Source organism: Solibacillus ferritrahens, assembly GCF_037027585.1.
Lineage (GTDB): Bacteria > Bacillota > Bacilli > Bacillales_A > Planococcaceae > Solibacillus > Solibacillus ferritrahens.
The window spans coordinates 140,198-154,252 of sequence record NZ_JAXCLE010000001.1; the positions used below are offsets into that span (position 1 = coordinate 140,198).

Below are 14,055 nucleotides of genomic sequence, written 5' to 3' on the forward strand. Positions count from 1 at the left end.
GAATCACTCCTTTTATATGTTTTTAGTTGATTCGTTCAATTAAATATCTTTAAACTGCTCTGTATTAATCCCCATTGCGCGAAGCATCGTTTGGAATTTAGCACCAGTTTCGGCTAGTTCTTCTTCAGGCTTCGACTCGCCGACAATGCCTGCACCTGCAAATAATCGTAATGAATGCCCATTTGCCTCTGCACATCGTATTGTTACGACCCATTCTCCGTTTCCTTCGGCATCACACCAGCCAACCATGCCCGTAAAGAATCCACGGTCAAACGGTTCAATTTCAGAGATTGCCTGTCTTGCCTTTTCAGTAGGAGAACCACAAACAGCTGGAGTAGGTTGTAGTGCAGCCGCCAAATCAAACGATGATATTTCCGTATCCAGCAACTCTCCTTTAACGACAGTCGAGAGATGCCACATCGTTTCAGTAGTGACCAACGAAGGTTTTTCTGGAACCTCCATATTTTTAAGGAATGGAGACAAAGCATTCGCTACATTCTCCACTACTACCGCATGCTCATACAGGTCCTTTGGAGAAGATAGCAGCTCTTTTGCGCGTCTTTGATCTTCTACAGGATCTTTACTTCGTGGTCTTGAACCTGCCAACGGATTCGCAATCGCATGCATACCTTGTCTTGAAACGAGCAGCTCTGGACTAGCGCCGATTAGTGTGGTCCTTTGCTCCTCGGAAGCAATATCCGTTGCAAACGTATAGCCATGTTTATTTTGATAGGCAAGATTATGTAAAAGCTGTGGAATATCAACAGACTCCGTTAAGCTCAGTTCCAATGAACGTGAGATTACGATTTTGTCCAGCTCACCGGAACGAATTTTTTCAATACCTTGCTCTACTCCTTTCATGTAATACTCAGGAGATGGAACAGATATTAGCTCATTGACAGCTACTGGAGCGGAACTGACCTGTCCTCTTCCCTCTTTTTGAAATGAAGGAGAAAAATGAACGGAATTAGGAACATGCAAACAGGCCTTTTTAGAGGAATCAAAGGGTACAGCCCCAGTCACGATTGGATATGGGTGTCCCTGCTCTTTTGCTTTTTTAAGTGTCAAGGCAACCTTTTTAGGCAACTCAACCATTTGTTTTTCATGGTCTTCTTCAGACGGCACTTGCATGAATACACCTTTTCCTAAAATCGTTCGGTATGGAGTCTCGATGAAGAAGTCACCAACTCGATAATCATCTAAAAGTTCTTGTTCAATTACTGCGTTTTGTTTGCTTACCATACTACCTCTCCTTTTATTTAATTATTCAGAATTCAACAGGCAGATTTAACTCGCTCCTAACGTTGCTCCACCATCCACGACAAGGTTGCTCATTGTAATATGGCTAGATTGATCGGATAGGAAAAATAAAATAGCATCGACAATGTTTTGGGGCTGAGCAATCTTTTTCAGCGGAATTCCTACTTTAAAACTTTCAGGTATACCTTTAATCATCATTTCAGCCCCATTATCATCTGTCCAAAGAGAACGCTGCATGTCCGTATCAGTTGAGCCAGGTGAGACAATGTTACAGCGAATGCCATGTTCTGCGAGCTCTAAACCTAGACACTTTGTAAACATAACGGTTGCTGCCTTTGATGCTGCATAGGCTGCCATTGAAATTCTGGGCACACTAGCCGCATTAGAGCCGACTGTTACGATAGATCCTTTTTTCCTTGGAATCATATAACGACTTATCGCTCTAGAAACGTTAAAAACCCCTGTCGTATTAATCGAAAATGTTCTCGCCCAATCTTGGTTACTAAATGTCTGAATAGGGCCGCTAGACAGTATTCCAGCAACATTTACAAGCATTTCAATTGGTCCTATTTCACTTTCGACTGTGTCTACAATTGCATCGATTGCCATACTATCCCCTACATCTGCTGGAAAAGCGAATACCTCGAATCCTTGTTCCTTAAAACGGTTAACCTGGAGATTTAATTGTTCCTCGTTATAATCTACAACCGCAACTTTTACACCTTGTATAGCCAAACTCTCGACAAGGGTTCTACCAATTCCTTGGGCTCCCCCTGTTACAAGTGCAACTTTCCCTTTCAATTCCTGAAAGTTCACATCAACACTTCCTTTCTCAATTTATAGCGATATGTAAAGATAGCTTAATTTCCTATAAGAATCTCATCAATCAATAATGATAATCATTATCAGTTGATTCTATTAGCAATGATAGCGATAACTTCCAACACCGTCAAGGTCCTTATCATTTTCACTAATAAAGACCTAAAAATAGATTTAAAAATACATTTTAGTAGAAAAAATCACTATTTTTCTTTAATTTATAAGGACATTGGTTTTTCAAATAACCATAAAAAGGAATTGGCGTGAACCGTGCTAACTGTTTAAGGCAGTGTTTACAATTTCATATTTGAGAGGTCAAACTAGCTAATATCCAAATCTCGAAACCCTTTTCTAATATACGTTTCCGACTGTTTTCATACTTTTGGCAAAATATTTGAAACAATTCATGGAAAACTATCGTAGATTACGAGGAGGGTTCTAATTAAATCATCATGGAGGTGACTGAATGAGAAATTTATCTTCGTATATTATGTTTTTTGGAATATTTGTTGTCGCTTTCAGTGGCAATTGGATCATTCTCAATTATGACAAGGTATCCATCTATCCGAAAAGTTCTACTATTACATTCGGGATTGGATTAATTGTTGTAGTTTGTGGTTTTATAATGAGTAAATTATCTACTTACCGTGAGGATGAACATGCACTTCAAAAGGATTACCGGGATTCTTTAAATAAGTGGCTTCAAGCTAATGGTCCATCGAATAAATGGTTTACAGGAATAATACTTATCCCATTAGTAATTTCAGCATTTTATAGCTGGGATTTACTTTTCGTCCTACTTAAAGTGTATTTATTTTTAGGCATTGTTTTGGCAGGTTTCGTTTATTTATTGAAAGAAGATAGACTGGAAGCGGTTGATTTTGAATTTAAAGGAAAAACAAAGAAACTGATGAATTTGATTGATTATCGTAAGCATCCGTTTAACATTTCACTTATTATTTATATTCTTGTTATAGTGAGCTTTGTTTTGAGCAAGCAATGGGAAATTCCATTTTATATGGAAACAAGCGGCAACGCCCGCTACGCCGCTTCTCTTCCGATGCTTTCGTTTTTTATGTCCAGTTTGATGGTAATCAGCACTTTTATTTATATTATTCATAATGGAGATCTTTTTGGTTTTCGTAAAATTGAGCTCAGTACTGAAAGAGTAATGTTCGTCCATTTTGGAGAAGTTTTTTGTGGACTTATTTTAATTACGCTCATTTTCACAGTAATCTATGCTCTGTATTCCTTATAGTTAAATGACCGTCACAATGAATAAATCTTTGTGACGGTCGCTTTTTATATTTTGTGTTATATCGATTTTGGGGAATGACATAATATCTTTATAAAGCGCTTCCCTTTATCTAGGTGCATTTCGACTTAAAATTGCTGAAGTGTTTTCTGCATGCTGGTTATTTAATGTTGTCGGTGTACTATCTACTTCGTCATGAGCCTTTACAGTGTCTATTGGAATAATATCTGTCGTTTGAACTTCAGTTGCTTGTACAAGCAATGCTTCACTATCGTGTTGTGAAAAGCCAAGTACCTCTCCAATTTGCTTTATGGTCTTTTGTTTTTCATTATTAACGTTTGATTCCTTCATTTTTTCACACCTCCTCTTTTTAGGATGTGTGATGCTTAGTTCATTATGTAAAAAAAATTTTTTCTAACTATAAAGGCGCTGTTCCTTTTTTTGAAGGAAAGCGCCTGAAAAAATGCCATCACTTAAAAAGGCATGGCATTCTCCATTGTTTTTATAATTGCATACCTGTCCATTGCCAATATGAAAAGTAGAACAGCATGATGACGAGTATATAAAGGGGCATTAATAATGCGCTTAGCTTTACTAGGTTCCGCGCATCATAGGAAATTTCCCCTTCTTCATAAAACAGCAGCAGTGCTTTCGAGCTGACTGGCACTGTGACACAATAATTCATCCCGATTAAACTTAGGAAAACGACGGTTGAAGGGTTCACGCCGATTAATTCGCTGAATATGATTAGGCCCGGAATAAAGACAATGGCACGGGTCGTATGTGAGGTAATATACAAATGACTAGTTACGGTTATAACTAGAATCATTAGCACAATCAGCCAATCAGGTGCCCCGACAAACATATGCAGCACACTGATCATTTCGTTTTCGATCCATTGAACGATCCCCGTATCTACCAAAACTTTGCCGAGCGCGGTTGCTGCTGCAACAAAGACAACCAAATTCCATGAAACGGCATTCATTCCTTGTTTCCAGCTAATGATTCCGAAGTTCGGCATCATGAAAATAATGGCACCGATTACTGTAATCAATTCAATATCCAATCCATGAAGACTTTCTGTCATCCACCCGATGATTAAAAAGAAAATAAGAATCATCGTCTTTTTTTCATCATTTTGAAATTTTCTTGTTATGATTTTTTCTTCATGTTGGACATTTTCTATTGTCTTTTCGCCATCACGTGGCCACAGCAGCCATTTAATAACGAGTAAGGATATAATCGTCACAACCAATGCAAACGGCACACCCCATATTAACCATTGGATATAGGAAATGGATTCACCAACCGTGCTTTCCAGAAAGCCGATTCCGATTAAATGCGAACCTGCCCCGACTAATGTAGCGGATGTACTCATTAAAATAATGACAGGTGCGATAATCGCCAGCACCCTTTGTTCATTTGACGAAAATTTCTGACTAACTTGTTTAATAATCGGCATAGATAAAGCCGCTCTTCCTGATGTAGAGGGAATAAAAAAAGCAGAAGTGAATAATACAGAACTGAGCCCAAGAACGACATTGTCTTTTTGATTCGACTTGCTTAGGATGAAAAGCGATAATCGCTCGGCTAATCCAGATTTTTTTACGGCTTCTCCTATAATAAAAGCCCCAATCATCAGCCATACGACTTTCTCGGATAAGGAGTTATATAACAAATCCGGCTCTGCTGCATTCATTAAAATAATAAACGCTATGAGTGAGATTGCCACCCAGCCGGCTGAAAATTTGGTTGTAACCCATAAGATCATTGCAGATAAGAATGCAAATAGAGCTACCTTTGCACTGTAGTTCAAATCATTAATGGAAATAACTGCAATCATTATGAGGATGTGTATAGCAATAATAATCAATGTCTTCTTCGGTATTGATGGAATCTTTGTTTTTGGGATATTTCCCCTCTTACTCTCGATTTGATTTTTCATTTTAGTGGACTCTTTCTTTCCTATGTTCTTTATTGGCAATTTCCATACCAATGGAAACTTTTCGTAATATGGATTCTATGCTTTCCTCAATCCATTTTGGAGCCTTTTTTATCGCATTTTCCAAAGATGTTGGTTTTTGGATGATACTACTAAATGCATCAATTCCCGCCTGATAGTTGAGATTTGCACCTTTTCCAATTGTTCCCGTAATGGCAATGACCGGGATATTATTTTTTTTCGCTATTCGCGCAACCTCCGCTGGAATTTTTCCGTTCGGTGTCTGGAAATCCAGAGAGCCTTCCGCAGTTAATACAATATCCGCTGTCAAAATTTTCTCTTCAATCTTAATATACTCCATAATGATCTTGAATCTCGGATGTAGTTTAGCACCCGTAAATCCAATTAGTCCCGCGCCTAACCCACCGGATGCCCCGCTGCCAGGCAATGAACGGACATCCAGCCCTGTTGCTTTTTCGATTAAGGATGCATAATGGTCCAAAGCGGATGATAATCGTTTTACCTGTTTTGGCGTGGCTCCTTTTTGTGGTCCAAATATATAGGCAACTCCCTTTTCCCCGCATAAAATATTTTTCCAGTTACAGGCAACATTAATCGAAACGTCCTTTAACCGTCGATCTAAATTTTTTGTCACAATGGAATCCACAGCCAATAGATCTTCCGCGCCATTCACCTTGATGATTTGATCGTTTTCATCTAAAAATTGAATACCTAATGCTTGTGCCATTCCTGCACCACCATCCGATGTACCTGAATCCCCACAGCCAATGAGCATATTGTCAATTCCGATATCCAGTGCTGCAACGATTAGTTCCCCAACACCATATGTAGTCGTTTTTAATGGGTTTCTTTGATTGCGCGGCACCAGCTTTAAACCAGCTACCGCCGCCATTTCAATTACCGCAGTCCGTTTCCCATTCTCTTCATAAATGCCGAAGTAGCTTTTTATTTTCTTACCGAGAGGTCCGGTTACTTTTTTATAAATTAGTTCCCCATGCTTTAAACGAACAATTGTTTTTACAAAACCTTCTCCGCCATCAATCATAGGTATCACTTCCAAATCTGCGGTCGCATTAAAACGCCTTACCCCACGTTCCATTGCTAAAGCTACTTCCTCTGCGTCCATACATTCTTTAAATCCTGATGGGACGATAACAATTTTCATTTCAGCAGCCCTCCCTCAATTTATTAATTGTTAATGTACCACCCCTAAATTAGAAAATATAGAGAGTTCTGTTAAAATACGATAATAGAACCAATAGGAACCGCTTACACTAAAAATGCGCTATTCCTTTTGAAGGAAAGCGCATTGGACTTATTTATTATTCTTCGTAAATCATCTTCTTCGTCATCCCGCCGTCAATTGTTAAGTTCGTTCCTGTTATAAAATTATTGTCCGGGTTTGCTAAATATAGGCACGCACGCGCAATGTCATCCGGTTTGCCGACACGGTTTGAAAGATGCTGTGAATGGTCGGACGATTTGAGGGCATCGTAGTCTCCTGTTTCAATCCATCCCGGTGAAATGCTGTTTACTGTTATATTTAATTCACTGAACGAGCTTGCCAATGCATGTGTCAGTGCCACAATCCCACCTTTAGACGCTGCATAACTTTCAGAATGCGGTTCAGACATCTCAGCACGTGTAGATGCCAGATTAATAATGGCACCACCGCTTTTCATTAATTTTGCCGCTTCACGCGAGCATAAAAAGACGCTGCGCAAGTTGGTATTAATAATGTCATCCCAATCATCGATTGATAATTCCAGCGGTGAAACCCATTTCCCTTTCCCGGCATTGTTGATTAAAATATGAATTCCGTTAAAACGGTTTGCTGCCTTTTCCATCGTTTGGCGAACGTTCTCTTCACTGCGCACATCCGTTTCTATAAAGATGGCAGAATGGCCTTCTGTTTGGAGTTGCCCTGCCAGTTGGACACCTAAGTCATGCTCCATATCCGCGATGACAACATTTGCACCGGCTTTGGCAAAATGAATCGCAATCGCGCGGCCAATACCTTGCGCTGCACCTGTGATGACGACTGTTTTATTTTGAAACATTTCATTTCCTCCCTTATAAATTGCTTATTAAGAGTGTAACTGAAATGGGTTGGGATTTTATTAGAAAAGTTTGTGCGGATATTAGAAGAGTTGGGGAGAATATTTGAACATTAGCGGTCTTTATTAGCATATCTCGGACACTTATTTGAACAATTTAAACTTATATTAGAAAATACGATTTTTATTAGAAGAATTGCACAACATATTAGAACAATTAAGGTCTTTATTAGAAAATTAAATTACGGTATATCGCCCAGCTTTAGGTCAAGCAATCCATTGCAGCAGGTAAATGCTTCACTTTCATGCTATAATGGGTAAAGTAGATCATTGCTAGTAAGGCATTGACAAAGGAGATAACATAATGAATCAACAAAAACAAGAATCAACACAACAATTACCTGAAAATTTCAGTGAGTTAAAGAAGGCTGTCAATAGAACAGCAGACTGGGAAGAACGTTTAAATGCGGTTCAGGAATTAGCGAAATATAAATCGGATGAAACGATTAAAATTTTACAATATGTAGCAAAAGCGGATTTAGTAACAAAGGTTCGTGAAGCAGCAGCACGCCATTTAAAGAAAATGGGTCAAGAGGTTGAAGCAGCTGAAACACCTAAAGGCGATTTATTTAAAGACCTTCGCAAAATTTTCAAACGTATTAAGAAAAGCTTACCTGCTGACCACACATACGAGGACTTCAAGGTGAAATTAGAAAAAATGCGCAGCGATATTTACAACACATATGAAGGCGAAAAAGGCGCACAATTTGACGCTTGGCTGAAGGATATGTGGGAAACGACAACAACTAAGAAATAAGTCTATTTGGGAGAACACGGGATTACTTTCGTGTTCTTTTTATTTACATAATTGTACGAGTATAGCTTGGATGAATGTTGTGAAAAATATATAGAAAACAGAAAAAGATGAGGTGAGCATATTGGGTATTTTTGACGGTTTGATGGGCAATGCAAGTGAATTGAAGACAGAAGATGTTCAAAAGGATATGCATGAAATTATAACGAGTGGAGAAACGGTAAAGCATGCTTTTAAAGTAATAAGGGATACATTTATATTTACGAATAAAAGATTGATACTCGTTGATAAACAAGGTATGACTGGTAAGAAAACAGAGTATTTATCGATCCCGTACAAAAGTATAACGAACTTTTCTATCGAAACAGCCGGCACATTCGATTTGGATGCGGAGTTGAAAATTTGGATTTCCGGCAATAGCGTCCCTATAGAAAAGAAGTTCAATAAAGCGACGAATATTTATGCGGTTCAACGAGTTTTGGCTGAGAATATTTTGGCATTGTAAAGCTAGATTTAGGTAACGGACTATTCGTGTAGTTCGTTTTTTTGTGGTGTTTCTCGGGGGTGGCCTTGTGTACAGGGTACGGCGTATATTAGAAGTTTTTTTGCTATTTTAGAACATCGCGGTGCTTTATTAGAACTTCTGAAACAGATATTCGAAAATCGAGGACTTATTTTAGAAGATCGGTTACACATATTAGCAGATCACAATTTTATTAGAACATTTTAGATTTTATTAGAAGTTTGAGCGGACATATTAGAACTTTTGCGATGGCGAATTTACTCTTTATTGGCATATATTTTAAAATATGTTGTATATTCATTTTAAAAGGGATGAAAGCGAGGGATTATATTGCACATCGAGCTCGATGCTAATACGAAACAATGGATTCAGTCAAAAGGAAAGCCTGTATCCGTAAAAATGATTCAAGTGACTGCGTGCTGTGCTCCCCCTGTTCAGGAATGTATGACTCATTTCGGGAAGCCGAGAGATTTACATAACTATGCGGAATTTAAAATAGACAACTCAGCAATTTTTGTGGAGAAATATCTTTTACGGCATGAAAAAATGATATTGAAACTTACCGGCATTGGTATTTTCAAAACGATTACGGCCAGGTTTAGTTAGGCGGAATGATTTAATTCACTTATAATCGACGAAACCTTAGCTATAGGAGTTTCCGTTTAGCTAAGGTTTTTAGAAAGACTATTATTCATCCTTTTCAATAACTATATACGCTTGTCCTGAAACCATGCTATCTCCCATAGCGCTTGCAGAAATATGTTTTACTTTCCAGCCGCCTTCCAAGTATTTGTTTACTTCAGCCAGCCCATCGTCTTCCTTTGCACCGATTGTGCGCATGTTACTTTTAACCCATATGATTTTCTCCACTATTCCCCACCCCTTGTAAATTAATAAAACCACGATATTTAATACTCACATGAAGAAGTATTTCTCTATTATTCTATTAAATCCTCCTTTCGTTAGAATAGCCTTACTTCCATTTAAAACACGTAAGCTTTTCACTTCAAAATGCCTAAACAAAATACTCCCCTTTGCAGCATTAAAACCGTAAAGGAGAGTATATTTTTTACAATAAATCAGAAATACAACTATTCCCAAATCGCCGATACCCATTCAGGATGGTCGATAAATGGATTGCGGTTGTGCTGATAGTCGGTATAAATAATTTCATTTCGTGTACGTTCGAATGCATCTACCGGATCTGCTTTATGCCATTGAAGCAACACTGACAATTTCCCATGATAAGGAGCAGAGCCGTTATTCACTACATTATTTAATTCTAAATCTGGTTCTCCGCTGTCTCCCTCATAACGAACTGCCATATAAAATAGCATTCGGGCAACATCGCCTTTCACACTATTTCTTGGCTCCCATGAATCGTTGTCAAAATAGTTGCCTCTTGCTTCTGAATGTTCGTTGCCCCCATTGTCAAAATCGAGATTACTTCTTGAACTGTTGACGCTGGCATCGGTAGGACGCAGATGATGCAAGTCTGTACCTGGACCCATTGATGTCCCGAAGTTTCCATGTGATTTTGCCCAAACATGCTCGCGGTTCCAATCATTCGCATTCCCGCCGTTTGTGAATTTCCCTTGTGAGCGTCCTGTATAAAGTAAAATCACATTGTTCGGGTTATTCGGATCTTCATCCGTTTCACGAAGAGCGACCCACACGTTCGAATACGAAATTTCTGTATGATCATCAATAATATTGTGTAATGCCGTTTTTAATGCTGCCCCTGTTTTACCGTAAGCCGCACTATAATAGTCGCCTGTTGTTGGAGGAGGTTCCGGGTTTGGTACGGGATTTGTCGGATTTCCGTCCTGCAGTACAAACGCTGTCCCGTTTTTCATACCCGCATGTGAAAAGTAGGCTGTCAATGTGCCCGTGATTTTCACGCTTTTGCCCATTAAGGACGGATTTGTTTTTAAGCCGAAAGTAGATCTGAAAGAAGTCGGCAGCTGAACATAGATCATCTTGGTTGTATTCGTTTCGGTCGCACTGTCCGCAATGGCTATTGCATAGTCATTCGGAAAATTGCTTGTCAGGACGGTCGTTGTTGCTGTCGGTTGACCCACCACATAGCCTTTTACTGTTTTAACGCTGTTATTTTGATTGCTGATTGCCTGCGAAACCGAATAAGGTGACGAGGATGACCCGTCCCCACTCGCTGCATGCGTTCCCATAGACTGAAGGGGCTGAACGAAAATGAAAAGAATTAGTACCCATGAAAACAGAACACGTGTCGTACGATTTTTACCCATTTTTTCTCCTCCTATATTAGCAATTTAAGTTCAATCAGCAATAGCTAACTAACTTATTCTTATAATATCTTATTTTTATTAATTTTCAGTAAATTATTCTTATAAATTGATTAAATTACGTATTTGTTTGTTAAAAAAATGATTTATTATCTCATAAAAAAACTAGGAAAAGAAAGAAACGAATCTCTCTTTTCCTAGTTATGATCGATTAACCTTCGATATAATTTGCTTCCAAGCTGCGCGCAACTTCCTTAGTTTTATCCAAAACGGCCGGGTGTGACACTGCCACATAAAGCTCCCCCTCATAAAAACGGAACGGAACCTGTACATCTTCCACTTGCCACATGAAAAAGTGGCCTTTAATCTTCATATGGACACCATCCTGACTGGCACCAAACGAATCATGATACTCAAAATCCGATAGCTTTGCAAAGAAGCTTTGGCATTCTTCTAGGCTTAGCGTTGGATTTCCTTGTTGGTCGTGACGTGTAATTTTATAGCGTGTATTCATTGTAGTCATCTAAAAAACTCCTTTTAACCTATATCGCTTTATTATAAATTGTCAGTAGCGTTTAAGCCAATGATAGTTCAAAGTGAGGTAGTTCTTCATTTTATTTCCCTAATATTGCATCCCTCGTAAATCGGCACTTTGGAAAGCCCTGACACCCATAAAAGGATCCGCGTTTACCAGTTCGTAAAATTAAATTACTGCCGCATTTCGGACAAGTTTCTGGTTCAACACTAGCAGTTCCTGCAGAAACCGGCTTCACCTGCACCTTACTCGCTTTTTTCCTTGCAGGTTTTGAAATCTTCTTCACATGCTCCAAGTGCTGCTTTTTAATTTCATTCTTTTGTTGCTTCGTTTCAGGAACTAAAGCTTTCAGAAGTTGCGAAATTCGGCTCAGTTGTTCTGAAGAGATTTCCTTTGTTTTAAATTGTTCAATTGTACGTTTTAAATGCTTGGTTTGAACAACATGCGCTGTTTGAAATGATTCTTTAAATTTGAACGTAGCCGCATTTGAAAAAACAATAATTGAATGTATTGGCACCTCCATATTTAAGTAGTGCTGCAATGCTTTTACATGCGTATTATTTTGCATAACTGGATTATAGAAACGAGATTTTTTATTGTAAATTGTTTGAGTCCAATTCCTTTGATTTTCGTCTCCAAAAATCCACCCTGTGTAATTTTTTGTTTCGATTACGAAAAGTCCGTAAGTCGAAAGCAAAACATGATCCACCTGTGTCATTTCCCCATTCTTTTTCGGTACATACAGGTCATTGTAAACTGTAGTTTCTTCACTTAATTTATCCAGTAATTTTCGAATCCTCTGCTCCCCGATGTACCCTTTCAGCTGTGGAAAAATACTCTTAAAAACAATCGATGTTACAAAAATAAAGCCGAGCGCTACATAGAAGTTTACCTTCAGTAAAATAAATAAAAGTGCTATGTATAGCAATAAACCTACAATTAACATACCATTCCCCCATATAATTTCTTATGAAGAGCCGAATAATATTACATTTAATGTAAAAAATAACACAAAGAGTTATTCCAGTAAACACAAAATATAACCTATCTAGCTTCTAACTCTTCATAAATTAAATACTGCTGGTAGACTGAGCCATTCCGAGTGAAGAAGAACTAGAGCAGTTAACGGCTAGTTTCATCGAACAATGGGAATTATTAAGTAAATAAAAAATAAAAAGAACGGATTCCCTCATGGAAACTCGTTCTTTATTTTTATACTACGACAACTTCATATTGAGCTGATGTTATCATTACTCGGCATGTTGTGGTTCAATTCCACTTTCTTCTACCGATTTGCCTGATACTGTCCACATATTTACTTGTCTTACCGCTGTATCTTCAACTGTATAATCATAAACTACTTTTGGCTCACTATCGAAAATTACATGAAGATTTATAACAGGTTCTATTCTAAAGTCATCTGTATCTGTAATTCTCCATGAATCCATTGGATATTTTTCTTCTAAATGCCCCTCTAATACTTCTATTGCTTTTTCAGTTTGTTGCTCAATAATCAACGGTCTAATTGTCCCTTGATAGATATAACTACAAATTAAAATGGTGCCCAATATAATCCAAACAAACTTCCTAACTCTCTTTGGCAATAAAAAGGTTAGTAGACCTACTGCAAAAATAATTGTTGTAATAAAAAATAACCCGATTAAGATTGTCGGCTCCATTTACTACCATACCCCTTACACTTTTTATGTTCACTATTATCTCACAATAACCCCATATTCGAATAAAACCTTCTTACTCGTTACTAAACTCTATTAAATCTGCTATTTTGTACTGTTTTATTATTTGTTCATTTTCTTTATCAACCCACGTTACTGTAGTCTTTGAATTACTAAACGCTTCCTTAAGTTCCTCTTCAGATAAACCTTTTGCGTAATAAACAAGTTTAGTTTGATATTCCGAAAAGTTTTCAGATTCGTTATCTCTTGATGAACCACCTCCATACCAATATCGGTCAATTTCATCTATGCTATTTAGCGCGTTTCTCCAATCTTCAAAACTCTCAATGTGTCGATTTATCACAGCATTTGTGTGTTTCATATTAAATGTATATTCAAGTACCTTAAAATCTTCTTGCTTTGGATCAATTAAATCTTGAGTGGCACCAACTTTACTGTATTCTTCATCACTGATTGAATAAACTTTTACTTCAATTTCTATGGAAGGTTCTTCATTACTACAGGCTGTCAATAACAGAAAAAATAAACCCGTGAATAACAAACTAAATTTTTTCATACTTACACCCCCAAAATACATCTATTTTTGTATTATTTTACTATTACACTCAAAAATAAAATACCATTATTTGTAACGATGGACCACTAAAAAATTTGCACCAAATATTGATATTCCGTAAAATAAAAAAGCTCTACACATATATGAAAATTGTGCAGGACTTTACTTTTTTTTGAGGTGGATAATTGTTTCTGATCACCCGTTACTATATGAAGCAGTACCACTATTCATTACGGTTTTTTACTCCCCACTCACATAACTGTTCAAAAACAGGTAAAAGGGTTTTAGTGGATCCACTCCTGCATTCTTTAT

The 14,055-nt window shown here is 37.8% G+C and carries 16 protein-coding genes; 4 read left to right on the forward strand and 12 right to left on the reverse strand.

Going from position 1 to position 14,055, the window contains the following annotated elements; all coding sequences use genetic code 11:
* Positions 1-39 precede the first annotated feature (39 nt).
* Positions 40-1,242, reverse strand: coding sequence for an isochorismate synthase DhbC (gene dhbC, locus SNE38_RS00670; RefSeq protein ID WP_191703749.1), 1,203 nt, complete (start codon positions 1,240-1,242; stop codon positions 40-42).
* Positions 1,243-1,287: 45 nt separating this feature from the next.
* Positions 1,288-2,076, reverse strand: a complete 789-nt coding sequence (locus tag SNE38_RS00675; protein ID WP_336045647.1) for a 2,3-dihydro-2,3-dihydroxybenzoate dehydrogenase — start codon at positions 2,074-2,076, stop codon at positions 1,288-1,290.
* Between the two features lie 469 nt (positions 2,077-2,545).
* Here SNE38_RS00675 and SNE38_RS00680 point away from each other — a divergent pair, with 469 nt between their 5' ends.
* The gene (locus SNE38_RS00680) at positions 2,546-3,337 is read left to right on the forward strand and encodes a nucleotidyltransferase (protein WP_336045648.1); all 792 of its coding nucleotides are present in this window, start codon (positions 2,546-2,548) and stop codon (positions 3,335-3,337) included.
* A gap of 105 nt (positions 3,338-3,442) precedes the next feature.
* Here the strand turns inward: SNE38_RS00680 and SNE38_RS00685 are convergent, their stop codons facing one another.
* The 4 genes from SNE38_RS00685 to SNE38_RS00700 all read right to left on the reverse strand — a co-directional run bounded on the left by SNE38_RS00685 (position 3,443) and on the right by SNE38_RS00700 (position 7,357).
* Positions 3,443-3,685 (reverse strand): cAMP-binding protein, encoded by a 243-nt coding sequence (locus tag SNE38_RS00685; protein WP_191703746.1) that lies wholly within the window; start codon positions 3,683-3,685, stop codon positions 3,443-3,445.
* Positions 3,686-3,836: 151 nt separating this feature from the next.
* Complete coding sequence (locus SNE38_RS00690) at positions 3,837-5,279, reverse strand: SLC13 family permease (protein WP_336045649.1); 1,443 nt, start codon at positions 5,277-5,279, stop codon at positions 3,837-3,839.
* Between the two features lies 1 nt (position 5,280).
* Positions 5,281-6,462, reverse strand: coding sequence for a glycerate kinase family protein (locus SNE38_RS00695; protein ID WP_191703744.1), 1,182 nt, complete (start codon positions 6,460-6,462; stop codon positions 5,281-5,283).
* Positions 6,463-6,619: 157 nt separating this feature from the next.
* Positions 6,620-7,357: an SDR family NAD(P)-dependent oxidoreductase gene (locus SNE38_RS00700; protein ID WP_336045650.1), complete on the reverse strand. Its 738-nt coding sequence runs from the start codon at positions 7,355-7,357 to the stop codon at positions 6,620-6,622.
* Positions 7,358-7,718: 361 nt separating this feature from the next.
* Between SNE38_RS00700 and SNE38_RS00705 the strand changes: the two genes are divergently transcribed.
* The 3 genes from SNE38_RS00705 (at position 7,719) to SNE38_RS00715 (ending at position 9,297) form a co-directional block, all read left to right on the forward strand.
* A complete protein-coding gene (locus SNE38_RS00705) occupies positions 7,719-8,171 on the forward strand; it encodes a HEAT repeat domain-containing protein (RefSeq protein WP_191703742.1) in 453 nt (150 codons plus the stop codon).
* A gap of 121 nt (positions 8,172-8,292) precedes the next feature.
* Positions 8,293-8,673 carry a PH domain-containing protein gene (locus SNE38_RS00710; protein WP_191703741.1) on the forward strand — a complete coding sequence of 127 codons (381 nt, stop codon included), beginning with the start codon at positions 8,293-8,295 and terminating at the stop codon, positions 8,671-8,673.
* Positions 8,674-9,021: 348 nt separating this feature from the next.
* Positions 9,022-9,297: a CC/Se motif family (seleno)protein gene (locus SNE38_RS00715; RefSeq protein ID WP_191703740.1), complete on the forward strand. Its 276-nt coding sequence runs from the start codon at positions 9,022-9,024 to the stop codon at positions 9,295-9,297.
* An 81-nt stretch (positions 9,298-9,378) separates the two neighbouring features.
* Here SNE38_RS00715 and SNE38_RS00720 read toward each other — a convergent pair whose 3' ends face one another.
* The 6 genes from SNE38_RS00720 to SNE38_RS00745 all read right to left on the reverse strand — a co-directional run bounded on the left by SNE38_RS00720 (position 9,379) and on the right by SNE38_RS00745 (position 13,743).
* Positions 9,379-9,561 carry a hypothetical protein gene (locus SNE38_RS00720; protein ID WP_191703875.1) on the reverse strand — a complete coding sequence of 61 codons (183 nt, stop codon included), beginning with the start codon at positions 9,559-9,561 and terminating at the stop codon, positions 9,379-9,381.
* Between the two features lie 221 nt (positions 9,562-9,782).
* Entirely contained in the window at positions 9,783-10,958 is a 1,176-nt protein-coding gene (locus SNE38_RS00725; RefSeq protein ID WP_336045651.1) for an endonuclease, read from the reverse strand.
* Between the two features lie 208 nt (positions 10,959-11,166).
* On the reverse strand, positions 11,167-11,478 hold the full coding sequence (locus SNE38_RS00730) for an excinuclease (RefSeq protein ID WP_191703738.1): 312 nt from the start codon (positions 11,476-11,478) through the stop codon (positions 11,167-11,169).
* 91 nt (positions 11,479-11,569) lie between these two features.
* Positions 11,570-12,436, reverse strand: coding sequence for an NERD domain-containing protein (locus SNE38_RS00735; RefSeq protein ID WP_336045652.1), 867 nt, complete (start codon positions 12,434-12,436; stop codon positions 11,570-11,572).
* Between the two features lie 304 nt (positions 12,437-12,740).
* Positions 12,741-13,169 carry a hypothetical protein gene (locus tag SNE38_RS00740; protein ID WP_336045653.1) on the reverse strand — a complete coding sequence of 143 codons (429 nt, stop codon included), beginning with the start codon at positions 13,167-13,169 and terminating at the stop codon, positions 12,741-12,743.
* A gap of 73 nt (positions 13,170-13,242) precedes the next feature.
* A complete protein-coding gene (locus SNE38_RS00745) occupies positions 13,243-13,743 on the reverse strand; it encodes a fructose-bisphosphate aldolase (RefSeq protein WP_336045654.1) in 501 nt (166 codons plus the stop codon).
* Positions 13,744-14,055 lie beyond the last annotated feature (312 nt).

Excerpts from the sequence above, each read along its gene's own strand:
- SNE38_RS00745 (WP_336045654.1), bottom strand. The coding sequence starts at position 13,743 with ATGAAAAAATTTAGTTTGTTATTCACGGGTTTATTTTTTCTGTTATTG.
- SNE38_RS00695 (WP_191703744.1), bottom strand. The coding sequence starts at position 6,462 with ATGAAAATTGTTATCGTCCCATCAGGATTTAAAGAATGTATGGACGCA.
- SNE38_RS00705 (WP_191703742.1), top strand. The coding sequence starts at position 7,719 with ATGAATCAACAAAAACAAGAATCAACACAACAATTACCTGAAAATTTC.
- SNE38_RS00690 (WP_336045649.1), bottom strand. The coding sequence starts at position 5,279 with ATGAAAAATCAAATCGAGAGTAAGAGGGGAAATATCCCAAAAACAAAG.
- SNE38_RS00735 (WP_336045652.1), bottom strand. The coding sequence starts at position 12,436 with ATGTTAATTGTAGGTTTATTGCTATACATAGCACTTTTATTTATTTTA.
- SNE38_RS00700 (WP_336045650.1), bottom strand. The coding sequence starts at position 7,357 with ATGTTTCAAAATAAAACAGTCGTCATCACAGGTGCAGCGCAAGGTATT.
- SNE38_RS00680 (WP_336045648.1), top strand. The coding sequence starts at position 2,546 with ATGAGAAATTTATCTTCGTATATTATGTTTTTTGGAATATTTGTTGTC.
- SNE38_RS00725 (WP_336045651.1), bottom strand. The coding sequence starts at position 10,958 with ATGGGTAAAAATCGTACGACACGTGTTCTGTTTTCATGGGTACTAATT.
- SNE38_RS00740 (WP_336045653.1), bottom strand. The coding sequence starts at position 13,169 with ATGGAGCCGACAATCTTAATCGGGTTATTTTTTATTACAACAATTATT.
- SNE38_RS00730 (WP_191703738.1), bottom strand. The coding sequence starts at position 11,478 with ATGACTACAATGAATACACGCTATAAAATTACACGTCACGACCAACAA.
- dhbC (WP_191703749.1), bottom strand. The coding sequence starts at position 1,242 with ATGGTAAGCAAACAAAACGCAGTAATTGAACAAGAACTTTTAGATGAT.
- SNE38_RS00685 (WP_191703746.1), bottom strand. The coding sequence starts at position 3,685 with ATGAAGGAATCAAACGTTAATAATGAAAAACAAAAGACCATAAAGCAA.